This window comes from Leptospira sarikeiensis (assembly GCF_004769615.1).
In the GTDB taxonomy this organism is placed as follows: Bacteria; Spirochaetota; Leptospiria; order Leptospirales; family Leptospiraceae; genus Leptospira_B; species Leptospira_B sarikeiensis.
On record NZ_RQGF01000007.1, the window covers coordinates 251,665 to 270,105 of the forward strand.

The 18,441-nt window shown below is 39.5% G+C and carries 19 protein-coding genes; 13 read left to right on the forward strand and 6 right to left on the reverse strand.

The annotated features are described in order from the left end of the window. Positions 1 to 188: 188 nt before the first annotated feature. The 4 genes from EHQ64_RS02200 to EHQ64_RS02215 form a co-directional block, all read right to left on the reverse strand. The gene (locus tag EHQ64_RS02200; RefSeq protein WP_135647875.1) at positions 189 to 815 is read right to left on the reverse strand and encodes an RloB family protein; all 627 of its coding nucleotides are present in this window, start codon (positions 813 to 815) and stop codon (positions 189 to 191) included. 3 nt (positions 816 to 818) lie between these two features. Then, positions 819 to 2,105 (reverse strand): AAA family ATPase, encoded by a 1,287-nt coding sequence (locus tag EHQ64_RS02205; RefSeq protein WP_135647876.1) that lies wholly within the window; start codon positions 2,103 to 2,105, stop codon positions 819 to 821. Between the two features lie 367 nt (positions 2,106 to 2,472). Next, positions 2,473 to 3,330, reverse strand: coding sequence for a pirin family protein (locus EHQ64_RS02210; protein WP_135647877.1), 858 nt, complete (start codon positions 3,328 to 3,330; stop codon positions 2,473 to 2,475). 140 nt (positions 3,331 to 3,470) lie between these two features. Beyond that, positions 3,471 to 4,052, reverse strand: a complete 582-nt coding sequence (locus tag EHQ64_RS02215) for a Uma2 family endonuclease (protein WP_135647878.1) — start codon at positions 4,050 to 4,052, stop codon at positions 3,471 to 3,473. Positions 4,053 to 4,268: 216 nt separating this feature from the next. Between EHQ64_RS02215 and rplU the strand changes: the two genes are divergently transcribed. From rplU to rsfS, 10 genes are all read left to right on the forward strand, one after another. Beyond that, positions 4,269 to 4,580, forward strand: a complete 312-nt coding sequence (gene rplU / locus EHQ64_RS02220) for a 50S ribosomal protein L21 (protein WP_135647879.1) — start codon at positions 4,269 to 4,271, stop codon at positions 4,578 to 4,580. Further along, complete coding sequence (locus tag EHQ64_RS02225; protein WP_135647880.1) at positions 4,577 to 4,897, forward strand: ribosomal-processing cysteine protease Prp; 321 nt, start codon at positions 4,577 to 4,579, stop codon at positions 4,895 to 4,897. Before rplU ends, EHQ64_RS02225 begins: the two co-directional genes overlap by 4 nt. A 2-nt stretch (positions 4,898 to 4,899) precedes the next feature. Further along, a complete protein-coding gene (gene rpmA, locus EHQ64_RS02230) occupies positions 4,900 to 5,154 on the forward strand; it encodes a 50S ribosomal protein L27 (RefSeq protein WP_100723040.1) in 255 nt (84 codons plus the stop codon). Between the two features lie 96 nt (positions 5,155 to 5,250). After that, on the forward strand, positions 5,251 to 6,300 hold the full coding sequence (obgE, locus tag EHQ64_RS02235; protein ID WP_135647881.1) for a GTPase ObgE: 1,050 nt from the start codon (positions 5,251 to 5,253) through the stop codon (positions 6,298 to 6,300). Further along, entirely contained in the window at positions 6,293 to 7,153 is an 861-nt protein-coding gene (gene proB, locus EHQ64_RS02240) for a glutamate 5-kinase (protein WP_135647882.1), read from the forward strand. The genes obgE and proB overlap by 8 nt, the downstream gene beginning before the upstream one ends. Next, complete coding sequence (locus tag EHQ64_RS02245; protein ID WP_135647883.1) at positions 7,150 to 8,412, forward strand: glutamate-5-semialdehyde dehydrogenase; 1,263 nt, start codon at positions 7,150 to 7,152, stop codon at positions 8,410 to 8,412. The genes proB and EHQ64_RS02245 overlap by 4 nt, the downstream gene beginning before the upstream one ends. Positions 8,413 to 8,426: 14 nt before the next feature. After that, entirely contained in the window at positions 8,427 to 9,035 is a 609-nt protein-coding gene (nadD, locus tag EHQ64_RS02250) for a nicotinate (nicotinamide) nucleotide adenylyltransferase (protein WP_135647884.1), read from the forward strand. A gap of 21 nt (positions 9,036 to 9,056) precedes the next feature. Further along, positions 9,057 to 9,650 (forward strand): bis(5'-nucleosyl)-tetraphosphatase (symmetrical) YqeK, encoded by a 594-nt coding sequence (gene yqeK / locus EHQ64_RS02255; protein WP_135647885.1) that lies wholly within the window; start codon positions 9,057 to 9,059, stop codon positions 9,648 to 9,650. Between the two features lie 42 nt (positions 9,651 to 9,692). Beyond that, positions 9,693 to 10,841 carry an LCP family protein gene (locus EHQ64_RS02260; RefSeq protein ID WP_135647886.1) on the forward strand — a complete coding sequence of 383 codons (1,149 nt, stop codon included), beginning with the start codon at positions 9,693 to 9,695 and terminating at the stop codon, positions 10,839 to 10,841. Between the two features lie 2 nt (positions 10,842 to 10,843). Continuing rightward, the gene (gene rsfS, locus EHQ64_RS02265; RefSeq protein WP_135647887.1) at positions 10,844 to 11,221 is read left to right on the forward strand and encodes a ribosome silencing factor; all 378 of its coding nucleotides are present in this window, start codon (positions 10,844 to 10,846) and stop codon (positions 11,219 to 11,221) included. A gap of 2 nt (positions 11,222 to 11,223) precedes the next feature. On the opposite strand, the gene EHQ64_RS02270 is transcribed toward rsfS, so the two are convergent. Further along, positions 11,224 to 13,302, reverse strand: coding sequence for a thioredoxin domain-containing protein (locus EHQ64_RS02270; RefSeq protein ID WP_135647888.1), 2,079 nt, complete (start codon positions 13,300 to 13,302; stop codon positions 11,224 to 11,226). Between the two features lie 95 nt (positions 13,303 to 13,397). Between EHQ64_RS02270 and EHQ64_RS02275 the strand changes: the two genes are divergently transcribed. Next, positions 13,398 to 15,041, forward strand: coding sequence for a TolC family protein (locus EHQ64_RS02275; RefSeq protein WP_135647889.1), 1,644 nt, complete (start codon positions 13,398 to 13,400; stop codon positions 15,039 to 15,041). A gap of 2 nt (positions 15,042 to 15,043) precedes the next feature. On the opposite strand, the gene EHQ64_RS02280 is transcribed toward EHQ64_RS02275, so the two are convergent. After that, positions 15,044 to 15,982, reverse strand: a complete 939-nt coding sequence (locus EHQ64_RS02280; protein WP_135647890.1) for a cytochrome-c peroxidase — start codon at positions 15,980 to 15,982, stop codon at positions 15,044 to 15,046. A gap of 156 nt (positions 15,983 to 16,138) precedes the next feature. Here EHQ64_RS02280 and EHQ64_RS02285 point away from each other — a divergent pair, with 156 nt between their 5' ends. Both EHQ64_RS02285 and sigJ read left to right on the forward strand, forming a co-directional pair. Further along, a complete protein-coding gene (locus EHQ64_RS02285) occupies positions 16,139 to 17,326 on the forward strand; it encodes an NAD(P)/FAD-dependent oxidoreductase (protein ID WP_135647891.1) in 1,188 nt (395 codons plus the stop codon). Continuing rightward, a complete protein-coding gene (gene sigJ / locus EHQ64_RS02290; protein WP_135647892.1) occupies positions 17,323 to 18,327 on the forward strand; it encodes an RNA polymerase sigma factor SigJ in 1,005 nt (334 codons plus the stop codon). Before EHQ64_RS02285 ends, sigJ begins: the two co-directional genes overlap by 4 nt. Positions 18,328 to 18,441 lie beyond the last annotated feature (114 nt).

Below are 18,441 nucleotides of genomic sequence, written 5' to 3' on the forward strand. Positions count from 1 at the left end.
TCATTATGAAAAAGTTGCAGATGGAAAAAGAAAAATCAATAATCTGATTCAAAGAAAAATATCAAAGGCAATCAATTGTTGCTTTTCTAATGATCAAAGACATGCCAGATATTACGTAATTTAAAAAATTGTTTCTAAAGCTAAAGAAGTTAAACGATTTATAACATTAAATCTTCTCCAATAATAGGTCAAACTTCTTGAAATCCATTTAAAATCCTTTCAACTAATAAATGAAAGTCCGTATACGGATTCATTTCATAAAACGGTGTTCCTTTTGGATAATTTTTTAAAGCTTCTCTATGTAGCTTTGTGGCATTTTTAATTGCTGTTTCCAATTGATTCTGCAATTGATAGAAAGTCTGAGCATTGCTTTTGTCATAAACGTATTTATGCTTATTTTTTATATATCTAATTACATCATCACACTTCTCAAACGATATTGCTTGATCTGCAAAGTGCAAGAGAATCCACATTTCAAATGCAATAGAGGAAAACGCTATTGCAACATTCATGCGCCTCGCATAATCGAAGGCTTCCGGATGCTTTGTATACCCATCTCTATCGAAGACGGCCCAAGCTTCATCATCGGGTAATCCGTTTAAATCCCTTACGTCATTTACACTCTTTACAAGCTCCTTTGCAGTATTTTGCTTTGTATTTATGAGAGAAATTTCAACGAAACGTTCTGCCATTTTGCTTTCTTTTATTAAGTTTGAAATATAGGCGTACTCCGATTTATCTTTAGACCCTTCGCATACAATAAATACCCTTTTCTTTACTTGTCGGGCACCTGGCTTTCTCCTACCCTTCGACATAGTTTAATCTAGTGTATCGATAAATTTTTTATAATCTATGTTTGGCAAAGCATCGAAACGACCTTCAAAATACCATTTCACAAAAGGCCCATCTTTCCTAATCTTGTCTTTATCAAATTCATCTAAACAAAATAATTCAGATTCGCCTGTGTATTTTTTTTGAGTAAACCAGATTTGCGGCCGAGTTAACTCTTCCATTAGCTTAGTGTCATGAGTGGCTGCGATTAATTGCGCTCCTAATGGGTTAGATTTTTTGTCACTGAATAATCTGACAATATATCTAGATAATTCATGATGCAAGCCACCATCAAATTCATCCAGTATTAAAACAGAACCTTTCTTTAAAGTTTGCAATATTCGGCCCGCCAAATCATACATTTTTTTCGTCCCACTTGATTCATCCTTAAATAAATCGAAATAAACTAAATCATGAAATTTATTCTCCAATAATATAGGATGCCCTATTTTGGGACGACCTGCCATATCATGAATAAGCCTTAATCGTATATTGTCTGGAATTTTTTTATTAGATTGAAACTCTTCTAAAAATGATTCATCAATTTCTATTTTAATTCTCTCGATATTTAAATCAGCTGCATTAAGAAATCCTAACACAGCTTTTTCAAACTTCTCATCTCCCTTATTAAAGCCTCTAGTTGTATTGTTTGGATAGAAATCATCCTTCGGCATAATCTCCATTTCAAATCCTAATTGTTGTGTCAAAAATCGATACACTGGGAAAAGTTGTTCAAAATTTGAATTTGCGGCTCTAGAGAGAAATAGATTATTCTTTAATAAACTATTTTCTATAACTTTCTTTTCTCCTTTTAAAGAAGTTCCATATTTTATGGTAGATTTCATTCGATCAAATAAAAGAGCCCGCTTATTATGTTCTGAATAAAGGTGTAATGTTTCACGCAATATTTCTTTTTCGTAAAATTGCGTGTAATATTCGTATCTAGTATTATCTGTTATGAATTCGATTCCGAATTCAACAGGTTCAGTTCTTGTTTTTATATCTAAACGGAATGGCTCATATAAAGGTATAATTTCGTCCAACTGCAATCGATCGGAAATACGAACAAAGTAAGAAAGCATAGACAATGCTTTTAATATATTACTTTTCCCTGATGCGTTTGGTCCAAAGATAAGTGTAGTTTTTAGTAATGGAATTTCTCCACCCGTGTACGAAGTAGGAACAACGGTTTTCAACCCTTTAGGTTCATATAAGCTGAGAGTTTGCTCATTTTTAATGGACCTAAAATTTTTAACTGTAAAATTAATAATCATTTGATACGTCAATTAGACTCATTATTTCGTAAATTTTTTACGAAATTGGCCCTCAGGATTAGTATCGAATAAATCTAGATCCGAATCAAGGTATTTTTTTATCAATGAGACAGATTGATACGTTACGGGAGGGAAGAGCATTCCCAAATCTGGACATAAGTATAAGTATCATCATGTCACTTTCCGGGCCAGAATACAACACCTCTTCTCGCTCTACTTATTGGACCTTTCAAAGCACTAATAAATTCCCATTAAGTCGACCCAAAAATTAGTAGAATTTATTTAGCTCGAAGAACGTTCAATGACCTAAAGTAACTTTCTCATGGTTTTTTCAATACGTATGTGAACTTTTGGATCTTAAGCTATCTTAATGTTCAGGTAATGGGATCCTCTCTGTCTCTCCCGGGACATGTGCAAAACGATCCTCTTTCCAATCTATCTTTGCCTGCTCTATCCTTTCCAAAGAACTGGATACAAAATTCCAATACATATGCCTTGGAGTTGATAAAGGAGTTCCTCCCAAGAGAACGATCCTGGAGGTTTCTTCCGCTCTGAATTTGACAGCACCACCTTTAGGATAGATAGCCATATCACCTACGGAGATAATTTTACCTTCTGCGTCTGCTTTTCCTCTGGCAACATAAATGCCCGCTTCTTGTTCGGAAGGCACTGGAAGTTCCACTTCCGCTCCGGCCTCTACTTCTAAGTCAGCATAGAATAAAGGAGAATATACTTTAACCGGAGAAACTTCTCCCATGAAGCTTCCTGCAATTAATCTAAGTTCCCATCCGCCTCCGCTTACTGTAGGCAATGCTTCTCTTTCATGATGAAAAAATTCTGGAGAAGTTTCTTCGAATTCTTTCGGCAAGGCCACCCAAACTTGGATCCCTTCTAAAAAAGTAAATTCAGGATCCAACTTGGATCTTTCGCTATGAACGATCCCGGAACCTGCGGTCATCCAATTCACTTCGAACGGGCGGATATCTTCTACCTTTCCGATACTATCCCTATGAGTGATGACTCCATCATATAAATAAGTTACTGTCGCAAGTCCTATATGTGGATGAGGACGAACTACAAGTTCTGTTCCGGTTTTGATCGGGAAAGGTCCCATATGATCAACAAATACGAATGGCCCAACCGATCTAGCTTCTATCTGTGGAAGGACCCGTCTGACAGAAAATCCGTCTCCCAGATCCTTTTTTTTAGCGATGAGGTATCTCATAATAGTATAGACTAACAGAACAGAGTTCTGGAAATCAGAGCAAGACTTAAAAACGAAATTCTATTTCGAAAAAATAAAAATACTCCGATCCCAAAACTTCAAAATTTAAGAAAAACTAAAGTAAGTAAAATCGTTCGGTTCTATTTTTCGAATCGAAATGAGAAACCTAAGAATAAACGGCTTTTCCCATCTTTATGTTTGATCCACCGGCCCTTCGAGTTTTCCCAGACCTGGACCGTAGAGAGATCGGGATCCAAAAGCCAGTATTCTTTTACACCGAGTCTTAGATAACGTTCTGCCTTTCTTCCCAGATCTGATTTTTTTGTGGAAGGAGAATGGATCTCCGCGATCAGATCCGGAATTCCTTCTATCCATTTTTCCGTTTTAGCAGGGTTTTCAGAAAGTAGAAGAGAGACATCCGGCCTCAAAACATCTTCTCCGTCCGGAAAGAAAACGTCTACGTCGGAAATGATCCGGATAGAAGGATCGTTTCTTAGAAAAGTCCGAAGAGAGAATATAAAATCACCTTGGATGGAATTGTGCCGATAGAAAGGAGAAGGCGCCACGTAAAGAACACCGTCTACCATATCGTAACGAAAACCATCGTCTTCGAGGTTCTTGTAAGAATCGAGATCCACCCGTAGTTGATGGAAACGGGGATGAACTTCCAGAGTAACAGGGGGCATTTGAAAATTATAGGGGTAAGCATAATGGTTGGTCAAGGACAACCTCCTGCATACACGGGTCCGGGTTTGAAAAAACTGATTCAAAAAAAATCGCTTTGGAATGACTTTTCCGGAGAAATGGCCCGGCTCAATTTTCCATATGGCAAAAGAAAGGATAGGCTCTTCCCCGCCCAAAACCACCTCAAAACCCTTGACACCCGCCCTGACCAGTCAAAGCTGGTCAAAACTCGAGAAAACTAGGCCAGTAATACGATGTTCGCGATCATCTCTGTCGGCAACCGACAATTCAAAGTCACTCAGGATCTTGAATTCCTGACTGAAAAAACCGGAAAAAATGCCGGTGAAACCTTCGATGCTAAGGTTCTTCTTTTTGCCGAAAATAATAAGGTACATATCGGATCTCCAGAACTAAAATCCGCAAAAGTCTCCCTGAAAGTATTGGAAGACGTGAAAGGGGAGAAAGTAAGAGGATACGTTTACAAAAAACGTAAAAACTCTCAGAGAACCTGGGGACATAGACAAAAACTTCAGAAAGTTAAGGTAGTTTCTCTTTCGGCAGTTTGATCCGGATTAAGATACTCCGAAAAGGAGAAGAAATTCTCGGTTTGGAATCTTCCGGGCATGCTTCCAAGATGCACGGATCCAAAGGGCAAAATCTTCTCTGCGCCGCTGTCGGGGTACTTATCCAAACTCTTTATCTTCATTTAAGTAAAGAAGGTTTGGCAGAAGAGGCGGTGATTGGGGACGGGCTTCTGGATTTTCAGATCCGTTCCGAAAAAACAACCGATCCAAAAGTCCTGAACGGTTTTAAACTGATAAGAGACGGATTGGAAAACTTGAAGGAACAATATCCTTCAGAAATTGAACTCATAGGAGAATAAACATGGCACATAAGAAAGGTGGCGGTTCATCCAAAAACGGACGCGATTCCCAATCCAAACGTCTTGGTGTAAAACGTTTCGGTGGAGAACTCGTTCTTGCAGGTAATATTCTCGTTCGTCAAAGAGGAACTAGATTGAACCCAGGAAAGAACGTAGGTGTGGGAAAAGATCACACACTCTACTCTCTTGTTGAAGGTCACGTTAAATTTGAACAAGTTTCCAAAACTAAAGTTCAAGTTTCCGTTTACCCGAAATAAGCATTAGATCTCAGATTTAGTGCGTGGAAAAGAAAGGCCTTCCGGGGATTTTTTCCCCTAAGCCTTTCTTTTTTTATTTTAGGGCTCTAATTCAACATGGAAAAGTTTTTAGATGAAGTACTGATCGAAGTTACCGCCGGACATGGTGGAGCCGGATCCATGCATTTCAGAAGAGAGAAGTATGTGGAATTCGGTGGGCCTGATGGTGGTGACGGAGGGATCGGCGGCAATATCATTATCCGTGCGAACCTTTCTATGGTTACCCTAGATCGTTATCTTACTAAGAGAAGATTTAGAGCCCAGGATGGATTTCCTGGAGAAGGTAACGAAAGATCCGGCAAAAAGGGAGAAGATCTAATCCTTTTTGTTCCTCTCGGAACCCAAGTCTTTGACGAAGAAAGTGGCGAACTACTTTACGATTTCGTAAAAGATGACGGTGAATTCCAAGTTGTAAAAGGAGGAAGAGGAGGAAAAGGGAATACCCATTTCAAATCTTCTACTCACCAAACCCCTAAATTTTCTCAACCAGGAGAAGATGGAGAATATAAACATCTACGCCTAAGCCTAAAACTTCTGGCGGATGTAGGAATTGTAGGACTTCCTAACGCAGGTAAGTCTACCCTACTTTCCAAAATTACGGAAGCACATCCTAAGATCGCAGGATACGCTTTCACTACTCTTTCTCCGAACCTTGGCGTAGTAAAAAGAAAGGGTGATATTTACCGTTATACCATGGCGGATATTCCCGGAATTATAGAAGGCGCGAGCAAAGGAATAGGTCTAGGACTTTCTTTCTTAAGACATATAGAAAGGGTAAAAGGTATATTATACGTTTTTGATGCAGCAGCTCTGGACATTAAGGAGGATTTCAAAATGCTTCAATCAGAATTGAGATCTTATAATCCGGAACTTCTCAACCGACCGCATCTGATCGTTTTAAATAAAATAGATATCTGGGAAGACCAGAGTTTTACGGAAGAAGTACTCAAGTCAGTTTCTTCTTTGGGAAGAGTGATCCCCATTTCAGCCCAGGAAGAACTTAACTTAGAAGAATTACTTTCCGTAATGGATTCCACATTCTTTCAAAAAGAATTGGAAGAATTACATTTTAACGAAGAAGAACACCGGGAAAATTCAGATGAATAGAAATGATCTGAACGAGAGAATCAAAACATCCAATAAAATAGTAATTAAGATCGGTTCCGCAAGACTTTCAGGCTCAGAAGAGGAAGTGAATGATTTTCTTTTCAGCCTGGTTTCGGACATACGTTATCTCAGGGATCTTGGAAAACAAGTGATCCTAGTCTCCTCAGGAGCGATCGCCAGAGGAAGAAAACTTTTAGCTACACTTTCAAGCCCGACAGAGGCCGGAGAATCTCTTCCGGAAAAGCAAGCTCTGGCTGCCATGGGCCAAAATCGCCTGGTGAACTTATACGATAGTTTCTTTTCTAAAGTAAATCTTCCGATCGCTCAGATCCTTTTCGGAGTATTGGATCTGGAAAATCCGGAAGGTTTCAAAAATCTGAAAAACACATTCGGCCAGTTACTGGATTGGGGAATCCTTCCTATCGTAAATGAGAATGACTCTGTCGCTACAGAAGAAGTAAAATTTGGGGATAACGACGTTCTTTCCGCGATCGTAAGTCTAATCGTAGAGGCGGATCTTCTCATCATATTGACCGGAGTGGACGGTTTTCTAAAAGACGGGAAACTTATTCCTTTCTTGGAAGAAGTAGGAAGTTCGGAACTTTCTCAAGCGGGGGGCCCGAGCGGTCCAGGCACCGGTGGAATGTATACCAAACTGAAGGCTGCTTCTATCTCGAGTGAGGCCGGAATTCCTTGCGGTATCATCGACGGGAATGTAAAAAATTGCGTGCGTAGTTTTATCGAAACCAATACACTCGGGACATTAGTAGTCTCGAACGGCAAAAAGAAAAATTTTACGGAGGAAGAGATCAAAGCCATCCTCCGAGCCAAACGTAACGGAGGCCAGGAATGATCCAAAGATCCGCCGAATCCATTTATGTGGACGAACTTTGTAAATCTGCAAAGGACGCTTATAGACAAATCCGATTTATAAATACTTCCAAAAAGAATAAAGTTTTGGAAAAGCTCGCCTCTTCTTTGATTTCCAGAAAATCCGAAATCTTAAAGGAGAATGCGAAAGATCTGGAAGCTGGAAAATCCAAAGGGCTTTCTTCCGCTTTACTAGATAGATTAACCTTGGATGATAAAAGGATCCAAAATCTTGCAAACGCAGTTTTGGAGATCAAAGCATTGCCTGATCCTGTGGGAGAAACCGTAAGAGGTGTGACTCTTCCAAACGGAGTGAGATTAAATACTAAAAGAGTTCCTCTAGGCGTAGTGATGGTAATCTACGAATCAAGACCGAATGTTACTATAGATGTAGGAGCTCTTTCTTTTAAATCCGGGAATGCATGTATCTTGCGCGGAGGATCTGAAGCGATCCATTCCAATACGATACTCGCAAAAATTTTTCAAGACTGTTTGGTTGAAGAAGGACTTTCTCCGAATGCGGTCACCTTTGTGGATAGAACGGAAAGAGAATATATGATCCCTTTCTTAAAACAAACTTCCTATATCGACATAGTAGTTCCAAGAGGTGGAGAAGGACTCATTCGTTTTGTTTCGGAAAATTCTTTGATCCCTGTAGTAAAACACGATAAGGGAGTTGTGAATCTTTATATAGATAAAGAAGCAGATCCTAAAAAAGTCTTACCGATCGCAGTAAACTCCAAAGTCCAAAGACCTGGAGTTTGTAATGCTGCAGAAAACTTAATTATACATTCTGAATATCCTTATACAAAGGAACTCTTAGAGGGGCTCGCTTCTAAAGGTGTACAACTTCTTTTGGATCCTCGCTCTTTGTCGATCTTTCCGAAAGGCCAACCTGTTAAAGAAGAAGATTATCTAGAAGAATTTTTAGATCTAAGATTTTCAGTTAAAACAGTTGATACGATCCAAGAAGCGATCCAGTTTATAGAAGTCACAAGTTCCGGTCATACGGAAGCAATCGTAACGGAAGACGTGAGTGCCGCGAATTATTTTGCAGGCTCCTTGGATTCTGCTGCAATCTTTGTAAATATCTCCACTCGTTTTCATGACGGAGGAGAATTCGGACTCGGAGCGGAAGTGGGAATTTCTACAGGAAAACTGCATGTAAGAGGACCTATGGGACTCGTACATCTTACCACTACTACAACTTATGCGGAAGGAGAAGGACAGGTCCGAGGATAAAGGACCTTCTTTTCATGAATTCTTCCGGTATAATCGGAGTCTTCGGAGGGAGTTTCGATCCTCCTCATTTAGGGCACGCTGAGATCGTTCGAAGTTTCTGGGAAAATTTTCCGGAAGCAAATGAACTTCTGATCGTTCCAAATCATGTTTCTCCATGGAAACAAAATAAAAAAACAAGTTCGGAAGAGATCCTAACTCTAGTAAAAGTACAGTTCGAAGGATTTCCTAAAACCAGGATCTGGGACTGGGAGATCCGTAGAGAAAGGCCAAGTTATACGGAAGAAACCGTCTTGGAACTTTTACGATCTACACCGAATGCAAAACTTTCCTTACTCATAGGAGAAGATAATTATTCAGAATTCCATAAATGGAAAAATTGGGAAAATATTTTAAACAAAATACATTCTCTTCTAGTATTTAAAAGGTTCTCCAATTCTATCCCAGAGAATCCGGATCTGAAAGAATATAGGAACAAAATATTCTTCTTAAACAATCGGATCGTCGAGGCAGCTTCTACCGATCTGAGAGAAACACTTTCAGGATCCATCTCGGATCAAAGGAAACCGATTGCATTGTCCGAAGAAGTATGGAAGATCATACTTAAAAATAGATCCTACGCTTGAAGGCTATTTATTTATACTCAGATGATTCCAAACCAAATACAAGAACAGATCCAATACTTTTATAAAATAGTTCCGGAAGAGATCACCAAGACCCGTTGGGAACATAGCATTCGAGTAGCTGAAATAGCAAAGGAACTCGCGGGAATCTATTCTCCTTCCCAAACGGAAGAGGCGTATTTGGCCGGGATCGTTCACGATATTACAAAACAGAAAACAAAAGAATTCCATTTGGATCTTTTTGAGAAACTAGGTGATACCGAGTCTTCTAAACTTCCGGAAGCAGCCTGGCATTCCAGATCCGCAGCATATTATCTGCAAACAGAGTATGATCTTAAAAACGATCTAGTCCTGGGTGCAGTGAAACATCATACTCTTGGCGGGGAAGATCTGAATCTATTGGAATGTATTCTGTACGCCTCCGATTTTTTAGGTTCTGAATATGCGGAAAGGCAAACAGAATACAAAGAGTGGAGAAAGAACGCCAGAGAGAATCTGTATTTAGCCGTATTGAACAAAGCAAAACATACCCTCCAAGACCTTTTGGATCACCAAAAGGAAATCCATAAAAGAACGATTGCGATGTATCATTTCGCCTTAGGGAAAATATCCAATTGACAGAGTTAATTTTTCCCTCTGAATGGGATTCGAGGCTTTGATTTGAGTCCTAACAAACCGGTTCGACCTTTCAATCTTTTCCCTTTATGGATCGCCGCAGGCTTTCTATTTTTAGCATTATTGTTTTTTGTATTCCGAAATTTCAGAAGAACCGGTCTGGACGAAAAGATCAGTTCTGGAAAACCGATCCATATATTATTTCATGCAGTAGGCAATGATGATACGTATGAATTCGGATTTTTAGCTACACTCTTCCCATCCCAAGAAAGAGTCGGGTTATTCTTCTTTCATCCAATCACCACGTTTGAAGATCCTGAAGATAGTTTAGAGCAGATCAAATCTAAAGCTACTTCTGCAGTGAAAGACGCAGTTCAGGATATTCTAGGTTCTAAGCCAAATTATACGGTAAAGATAAACGCTTCTTCTTTTATTCGGATCGTGGACCTATTGGGTGGAGTCACCTTATATACCGATAATCGCACCAATCGAATTTCTCCTTCTTATGTAAGAGCGCCGGGTATGTATTCTTATTCGGGACAGGATGCTTACGATTATATTTCTTATATGGATAAGAAGGAAACTTTGGATTATTTGGATCGGATCAGCAGACAGGAAAGTGCCGTTCTATCGATATACGAAACTTTATATGAGAACAAAGAACTTCTGAATTCTTTTTGGTCGGAAGTAGTTTACGGACTCATAGATTCCGATTTTTCCAAAGAAGATTTTTATACATTATTAAAATTCGCAACTTCTCATAGACTCGCATTCGGGATTACAGAACTTCCGGGAGAACCTTCCTTAGATCCTAAAACAAGAAAATTATTCCTGACTGCAGATCCGGCAAGAGCCTCAGTTGCATTACGAAAATTTCATAAAGACGTATCCGCTGAAATTTTCACCGATGGAGAATATGCAAGAACCGAAGTCCTAAATGGAACTGATGTTGCAGGTCTTGCAAAAGACGTAAGAACTACTCTGGCGGATAAAAGGATCAAAGTCCTTTCCGTAGACAACGCTTGGACCAAAGATATAAAAAAGACGATTATCTTAGATCGTTCCGGAAATACTGCGGTCGCAGATAAAATTTCTTCTATTTTAGAAAAAACAAAAGTATATCATGTATTAAGAAAGGATCTGGGACTGGACTCTACCGTTCTACTCGGTTCCGATATCGAGCCAAAAAAATAAATATGAGCCCTTCCCCTAAAAACAATCCAGAGAACACGATGGAAATCCTAAAAACAGTCCATAAGATCATGCAGGATAAAAAATGCGAAGAGATCGCGATCCTGAATTTAGAATCAGTACATTCTTATTTGAGTTTCTTTTTGATTTGCACAGTAAACTCAGCGGTCCAAGCAAATGCTGTAGCAAGAGAGATCAAAAAAGCATTAAAAAGTTTTAAATTACCTCATAAGGAAACGGACAAAACCGGAACTTCCGCTTCTTCCGGTTGGACATTACTTGACTACGGCGAATTTATAGTCCATATCATGACCCCTGAAAAAAGGGAGTATTATAATCTGGACAGGCTTTGGAGAGATGCGGAAAGAATAGAACTTTCCTGATCTTATACCAATTTTTCCCTGAGATTCTCCCAATTATCCACAGGCAATTCGCAGTGAAATCCTTCACATACATAGGCTTTTACTGCCCCACCTGAATCACGATTTTTTAATAGAGTAAATTTTTCCCCATTTTCTTCCGCCTCTTTATCTGTTGCCCAGACGAGTACGGTCTCAGGTAAGAATATGGAACCAACTCCTTTCCAAATCGGAAATAATTCTTCTTGAGAAGAATATACGACTGCAAGTTCTCTTCCCGGAGATTTACGAAGCCATAATGCGGAAAGCATGTATGGATAATTCATTGGATAAGTTTCTAATTCCTGTTTAAAATAGGAAAAGATGGAATCCGCGTACTGAAGATATTTTTCAGGATCCACACCTAATTTAGAAAGCAGCACAAATGCAGTCGCAAAGGAACTATTTGCGGAAGGCTCCACTCCATCATAACCATCTACTGTTTTTCTAAGTAAAATTTCTGCATCCGTTCCGGAATCAAAAAATGCTCCGGAATTACTTCTGAAAAGTCGGATCGCTTCTTCCGTATATCGGATCGCATTTTCAAGATATCTAAACCCTTTTCCCGCTTGAAAGAGACTTAAAGAAGCAAGGACAAACTCCGCATAATCAGTGCTATACGCTAAGAATCTTGCCTCCCCTTCCCTGTATCTTCTCAAAAGCCTTCCGTCCTCTCGGATCAGATTTTTTTCCAGAAATTTATAGGTTTCCTCTGCTTCTTTTAAAAGTTCCCCGTCTCCGAAAGCCATTGCTGCCTTGGTTAATGCTTTTATATACAGACAATTCCAGGAGAATAGAACCTTGTCATCCCGAAGCGGCCTGATCCTGTGAGAACGTCTTTCTAAAAGTTTTTTCTTATTTCTGGAAATGATCTCTTCTAACTCGGCGCCTTCTAAACCGTGCAATCTAGAAAAGTTCATTCTAAAAGATTCATGAAGTATATTTTTTTCTTCGAAGTTCCCATGCTCTGTGACATTCCAAAATTCTTCCAATAAGGAAGAATCCGCTCCACAAACTTCTCTAATTTCTTCTTTAGTCCAAAGATAAAAAAGGCCTTCTACTCCTTCTGAGTCTGCGTCTTCCGCACTTGCGATCCCTCCTCCGGATAATTTCATATCTCTATGAAGATATTCGATCACATCGTAAGCTGCGTCCTTGTATTTCTCTTCTCCCACTGCTTGGTAACATTCCACAAGAGCTTCCAAGAAAAGAGAATTATCGTATAACATTTTTTCGAAATGAGGAACGAGCCAATGATGATCCGTGGAGTATCTGCAGAGTCCACCACCCACTTGATCGTAGATCCCGCCCTTTTTCATGGCGATCAATGTTTCTTCTACCATCTCCAATGCTTTGGGCTCTCCGGTAGATTTATAATAACGTAATAAAAAACTAAGCCCCATACTAGGCGGGAACTTATTCACGGAATTGGATTTAAAACCTGCATATTCAGGATCGTAAAATCGATCGTACAATAGATATCCGTTCTCGAAAACCGCAGAGTTAGGTAATAAAGTTTCGGAGTTCGCCGAGTTTGCTTTTGTTTCCTCGGATTCTTTCAAATGTTTGGTTAGATCTTCGGAAGCTTCGAGTAATTCTTCCTTTTTCTCCTTCCATAAACCGCTTATGATCCCCAATACATCCGTAAAACTTTTTCGCCCGTATTTAGGGACCGGAGGAAAATAAGTCCCGCCGGTAATCGGTTTCCCTTCAGGCGTTAGGAACATATTCAAGGGCCAACCTCCCTGCTGTCCCATGGCATGTAACGCATCCATATAGATCCGATCCACATCCGGCCTCTCTTCTCGGTCCACTTTGATGGAAACGTAATCTCTATTTAAGACCTCGGCAGTGGTTTCATTCTCAAACGATTCCTTCTCCATTACGTGACACCAATGACAAGTGGCGTATCCTATGGATAAAAAAATCATTTTGTTCTCGGATTTTGCCTTCTCAAAGGCTTCCTGAGACCAGGGAAACCAATCCACAGGATTTGCAGAATGTTGCAGTAGATACGGACTTTTTTCGGACGCTAGTCGGTTCAATTTTTTATCTGGAGTTTTCATCGATTTCCGCTCTATTAGACTTTTACTTTAGATTTTTCGATTTGGCAAATTCTTCCGAACCAAAAACCATGCTCCGTAGGAAGATCACCGCCATTATGCCTAGGCCTGCAAGTATTCCTTCGTTAAGGAAATTTTATCTGCGACTGTTGCTCATCGGCGCTTTCGGTTTTCCTTCTTTGCTATTCGCACAAGAACTTGACCCAAGCGTCCAGAACCGACCTAAAATTCTTAAACTTAGTTTGAAAGAAGCGGTCAATTATGTCCTAGCGAATAATATCACTGTTCGGAACGCAGGAATGGAATTCGTAAAAGCGGATACGGCCGAGCTAAAAAATCTATCTCAATATGCATGGACGCTGGTCGGCGGTTTTTCGAAAACAAAAACTAATCTTCCTCTGAATAATAATAACGTTATCTCCGGAACAAAGATCTCTAACGATAGAGTTAGCGTTGGGATCCAAAAACAATTCGAGACCCAGACCTATTTTAGTTTAGAACTCAGCCATACTCGATTTGACGCGGATGCATTTGAGACACAAGCAGCTGCAAGTAGGCTCGGTTCCGTAGGTGCTTATCTTGCTGCCCCTCCTCAATACACAGATGCATTGACCCTTACCTTAAGTCAGGAATTATTAAAGTATGCGTTCGGAGAAACTGAGAAGGACCGGCAGAAGGTTTTAAAACAAAATGCTGTTGTTCGTCGCGACGAACTAGTCAATATTCTCGCTCAGCTTGTTGTAAAAACTCTGGTGGATTATTGGAGCCTAAGCGTTTACGATTCCCAGGTAGAAACTTTTGATAAATTAGAGAAGAATACTCGTAATATCCGAGATCTTACTATTAGAAAACGGAACTTAGGACTTTCAGAAGGTTTCGAAGTCAATCAGTGGAATAGTGCTCTTACTCAAACTGAAAATAATTTAGAAAGAGCTAGGCTTGCAAGAGCGGAAGCGGAAAGAAATTTAATCCGCGTTTTAAATGTAGATCCTAGTTCTAAAATTTCAGGAATTACTGATCTTAAGGAAACCATCCCGAACGATATAGATCCTACAAAAGATTATCAATATGCTTTAGATCATAGGATCGACCTGAAAAATTTGATCCGCCAAAGACAGATCGCAGAACTGGAATTAAAGATCAAAAATGCAGAAGATAGACCTTCTCTAAAGGTTACAGGAAGTTACTCTACCAGAGGCCAAACATTCCTAAATCCTCAGACAAATTACGTGAATCCGGAAACAGGTATGCAATCCTTCCGTTTTCCGGAAAAAACCCTGAACTTTGCCTTCTCTTATCCTCTATTCGATAGCGGGATCCAAACGGATATTAGAGATGCAAAACTTAAAGTGGATCTTTTGGCAAAACAAGAGACCGAACTTAGAACTCTTATCAAGGAAGAATTGGATAATCGCTATTATTCCATCGTTGCTGGAAAAGATCTTTTAGAAACGGCAAGTACTCGCAGAGAAGAAGCTGATAAATTTTATAAAGGTGTTCAAGCTCGTTTTAACCAGGGACGATTTACGGCAGTTTTAGTAAAATCTGCTTTGGATGGTCTGATCCAAGCCGAGTTACAAGTCGCTCAAGCAAGGATCAATTTTAATGTGGATATCATCCGCTACGAATTAGCGAGAAACTCTGTCTTCGAAAAGTTCGGAGTGAATGTGGACCAGATCGTGGACACCATCATCAAGAACGAAATAGAAAAAGCCAGACAAACTTCCCAACAAAATAATTAATATTAAGCTTTTGGAATAGAGGGGATTTCCAATTGGATCGGTTCCCCTTCTAACGCTTTCAGAAATTCGATCAAATCTTTCTTATCCTGCTCGGACAATTCAGCAGGTCTTAACATAGGATCATGCACCGCTTTTGAATGCCCACCTTCCGCAAAATGGTTCACTGTATCTTCGATAGATCCGAAAATCCCGTTATGCATGAATGTTTTCTTTTTGGTCACATCTCTTAATGTAGGAGTTCTGACCTTATCTTTTATGCCTGCAAGTCCCGTAGTATGTAATTCGGAATCCGAAAAATTAGGCCCTTGGTGACACTGGATACATTTTGCTTTGTTCTGAAAAACATCCCAACCACGGATCTGTGCAGGAGTTAGAGCGGTTTCTTCTCCCATAACAAAACGATCGAAATTTGAATTTTTACTTACGATCGTTCTTTGAAAAGTGGATAGAGCGAGTACGATCCTTTCTCCTGTGATCTCAGGAGTTCCGAAAGCTTTTTCGAAAAGTTCTTTGTAACCTTGGATAGCCGCCAATCTCTGAGCTAATTTTGCTTCATGTTGGAACATCAGCTTAGCATGTACTTTTTCTTTCACTATATCTTCTAGTTCACTCGCCTCCGGATCTTTGAACACATCCTTGTATAGAGCAACGTTCGTGAGTGAAGGAGCAGGATTATGGATTTTAGTTCTAGGAAAACCATCTGCGATGGAAGGAGAATTGTGACAAGTCGCACAATTTACGTCTTGGTTTATTGAAAGCCTGGAGTCGAAGTATAAGGTTTTACCTAACTCTACTTTCTCTTGATTATAAGGATTATTGCTTGGATGGATTACGTTCTTAACTACGAATTTTTCCAACTCGGGGATCGGCTTCTTTTCCTTACATACAATCAATCCTAAGATAGAAAGTATCATAAGTAGAAGAAAAAAAATACGCTTCATGAGGTTTCGTGCCCAGGATAGGTGAAATAATACCTCTGTCAATCTCCTAATCAAAATCTTTCCAAAGGCTCCTTGAGACAGTTTCTCAAAGAAAATCCAATACTTTGTCACAAGCAAGATAGCAACTTCGTCTTGTTTTCAGAACCGGAGGCAACTATGTCAAAGAAGAAAGTATTGATTATCGGAGGCGGTTACGCGGGAATCGCGGCTGCAAATAGATTGTCCCGTAAAAATTCAGAAGTAGAAATTACTCTGATCACTGCGGAACCGATCTTTAGAGAAAAGATAAGAAACCACCAAGTAATTGCAGGGACCAATGGAAAAAATTTCCAGATCAGAAATTTATTGAATCCAAAGGTAAGTCTTATCATCCAAAGAGTGGAAAAAATATTTCCACAAGATAATAAAGTGCTCTTAAATGATGGAACATATTTCGAATACGATTACCTGGGTTATACTGCAGGAATGAGAGCAGGAGATCCAGGAACAAAAGGGATCAATTATTTCTCGGTCGCGAGTTTCCAAGATTCGGAACGTTTAAGAAAGGAATTAGCCAACCACCCCGATGCAAAAGTTACCGTATTAGGCGGAGGACTTTCCGGAATAGAAGTGGCAACAGAACTTGCTGAAAACTATCCATCTGCACAAATAACACTTTTGGATTCGGATAAGATCGGAAAAAATTTCTCTTCAAACGCAGTTCTTTATATGAAAGAAGTGCTGAAAAATCTAAAAGTAAACCTGATCGAAGGAGAGAGAGGCGAACTTCTGTTAGAAGATAAGATCAAAACTTCTAGCGGAACTCAAGTCCCTCATGATTATTGTGTCATTTCCGCGGGCTTAGTCGCTTCCGATCTGGGAAAAAATTCAGGATTAGGATCCAATAAGATCGGACAGATATATCTAAATGAATACATGCAAGTTCCTGAATATTCCAATATTATAGGTGCCGGTGACGGGATAAAAGTTTCCGGAGAAGAATATTCCTATTTAAGAATGGCCTGTGCGACTGCGCTTCCAATGGGAATTTATCTGGGAGAAAGGATCTCCAACTTATTAGGGAAAAAATCCGCGATAGGACAAAAACCTTTCCAATTAGCATACGTAGGACGTTGTGTAAGTTTAGGAAGAAAAGAAGGACTATTCCAATTCTTAAACTATGATGATAGTCCTAAGGAGAAATTTTGGACTCGAAGATTGGGAGCAATTGTGAAAGAGCTTATCTGCAAATTCACGGTCTTCTCCTTTAAGGCCGAAAAGTATTTCGATTTTTATTCGATTCCTCAACCTAAAGAGAAACTTTTAGTTAAACAAAACGAAAGATTAGTAACGGCAGAAAAATGAGCACCCAAGAAAGACTAGATCATTTTATAGAACATAAAGGTTTGGTCTTCGGGATCGCTTATAAGATGACCGGAAGCGTAACGGAAGCGGAAGATATCGTTCAGGAAACTTTTCTTAGATGGGAAAGATCCAAAGAAGAAAAGATCAAGTCTCCTAAAGCGTTTTTATCGACTGTTGCCGCGAGACTTTCCATAGATTCGCTCAGAAAGGCGAAAAGAAAAAGAGAGACCTATATAGGTCCATGGTTACCGGAGCCTATGGCTCCGGAACCTGTATACGAGCAGCCCGACTCAGAAACACTGGATCTCGCATTTTTACATCTATTAGAAAAACTGAATCCGATTGAAAGAGCCGTATTTTTACTCAGGGAAACATTCGAGATGGATTACGATTCCGTTTCCAAGGTAGTAGGTAAAAATCAGGAAAATTGCAGACAAATCCTAAAACGTGCCAAAGAAGCCTTAAAATCCGATCGCAAAAGATATGAAGCCCCTTCCGAAAAGAGAAGAAAGATCTTCAGAGATTTTCTATTAGCTTCTTCCAAAGGAAATCCGGATCTATTAGTTCCTTTTTTAAAAGAGGAGATCATACTTTGGTCAGACGGTGGAGGAAAAGTAAACGCAGCAAGAATTCCTATTATAGGAAAAGAAAGGGTTTCTCATTTCTTCCATCGGACCAGTAATAATCGCTTCAAATATAGTTTGGATTTCTATTTTGGAATGGTCAATGGAAGTGAAACATTGATCGGTTATCATAAAGATCAGCCTGCATACCTGCAAAGTTTTTTGATCGATGAAGACCGGATCGCACGGATCTATAGTATATTAAATCCGGACAAACTCAAAAGTTTCGAGAATAAAGACGATCTAATAAACAAAGGATTGATCTTCCCAGTAGAAACATTTCTTCTTTTTCCGCAAACTTATCAAAAGGGGCTCTCCAAATGGATCAACCCTGTTGTTAAATTAGTAAAATGGGCAATCAAGATAAAAACGGATTAACATAGGATAATCCCTTTCTCGCTTCTTAAACTCTTCGTTTCTTGACTGATCTTCTTTTTCATAAGAAGATCTAACCATGAAAACAGCATACTATTTTACCTGCCTTGTATTCGG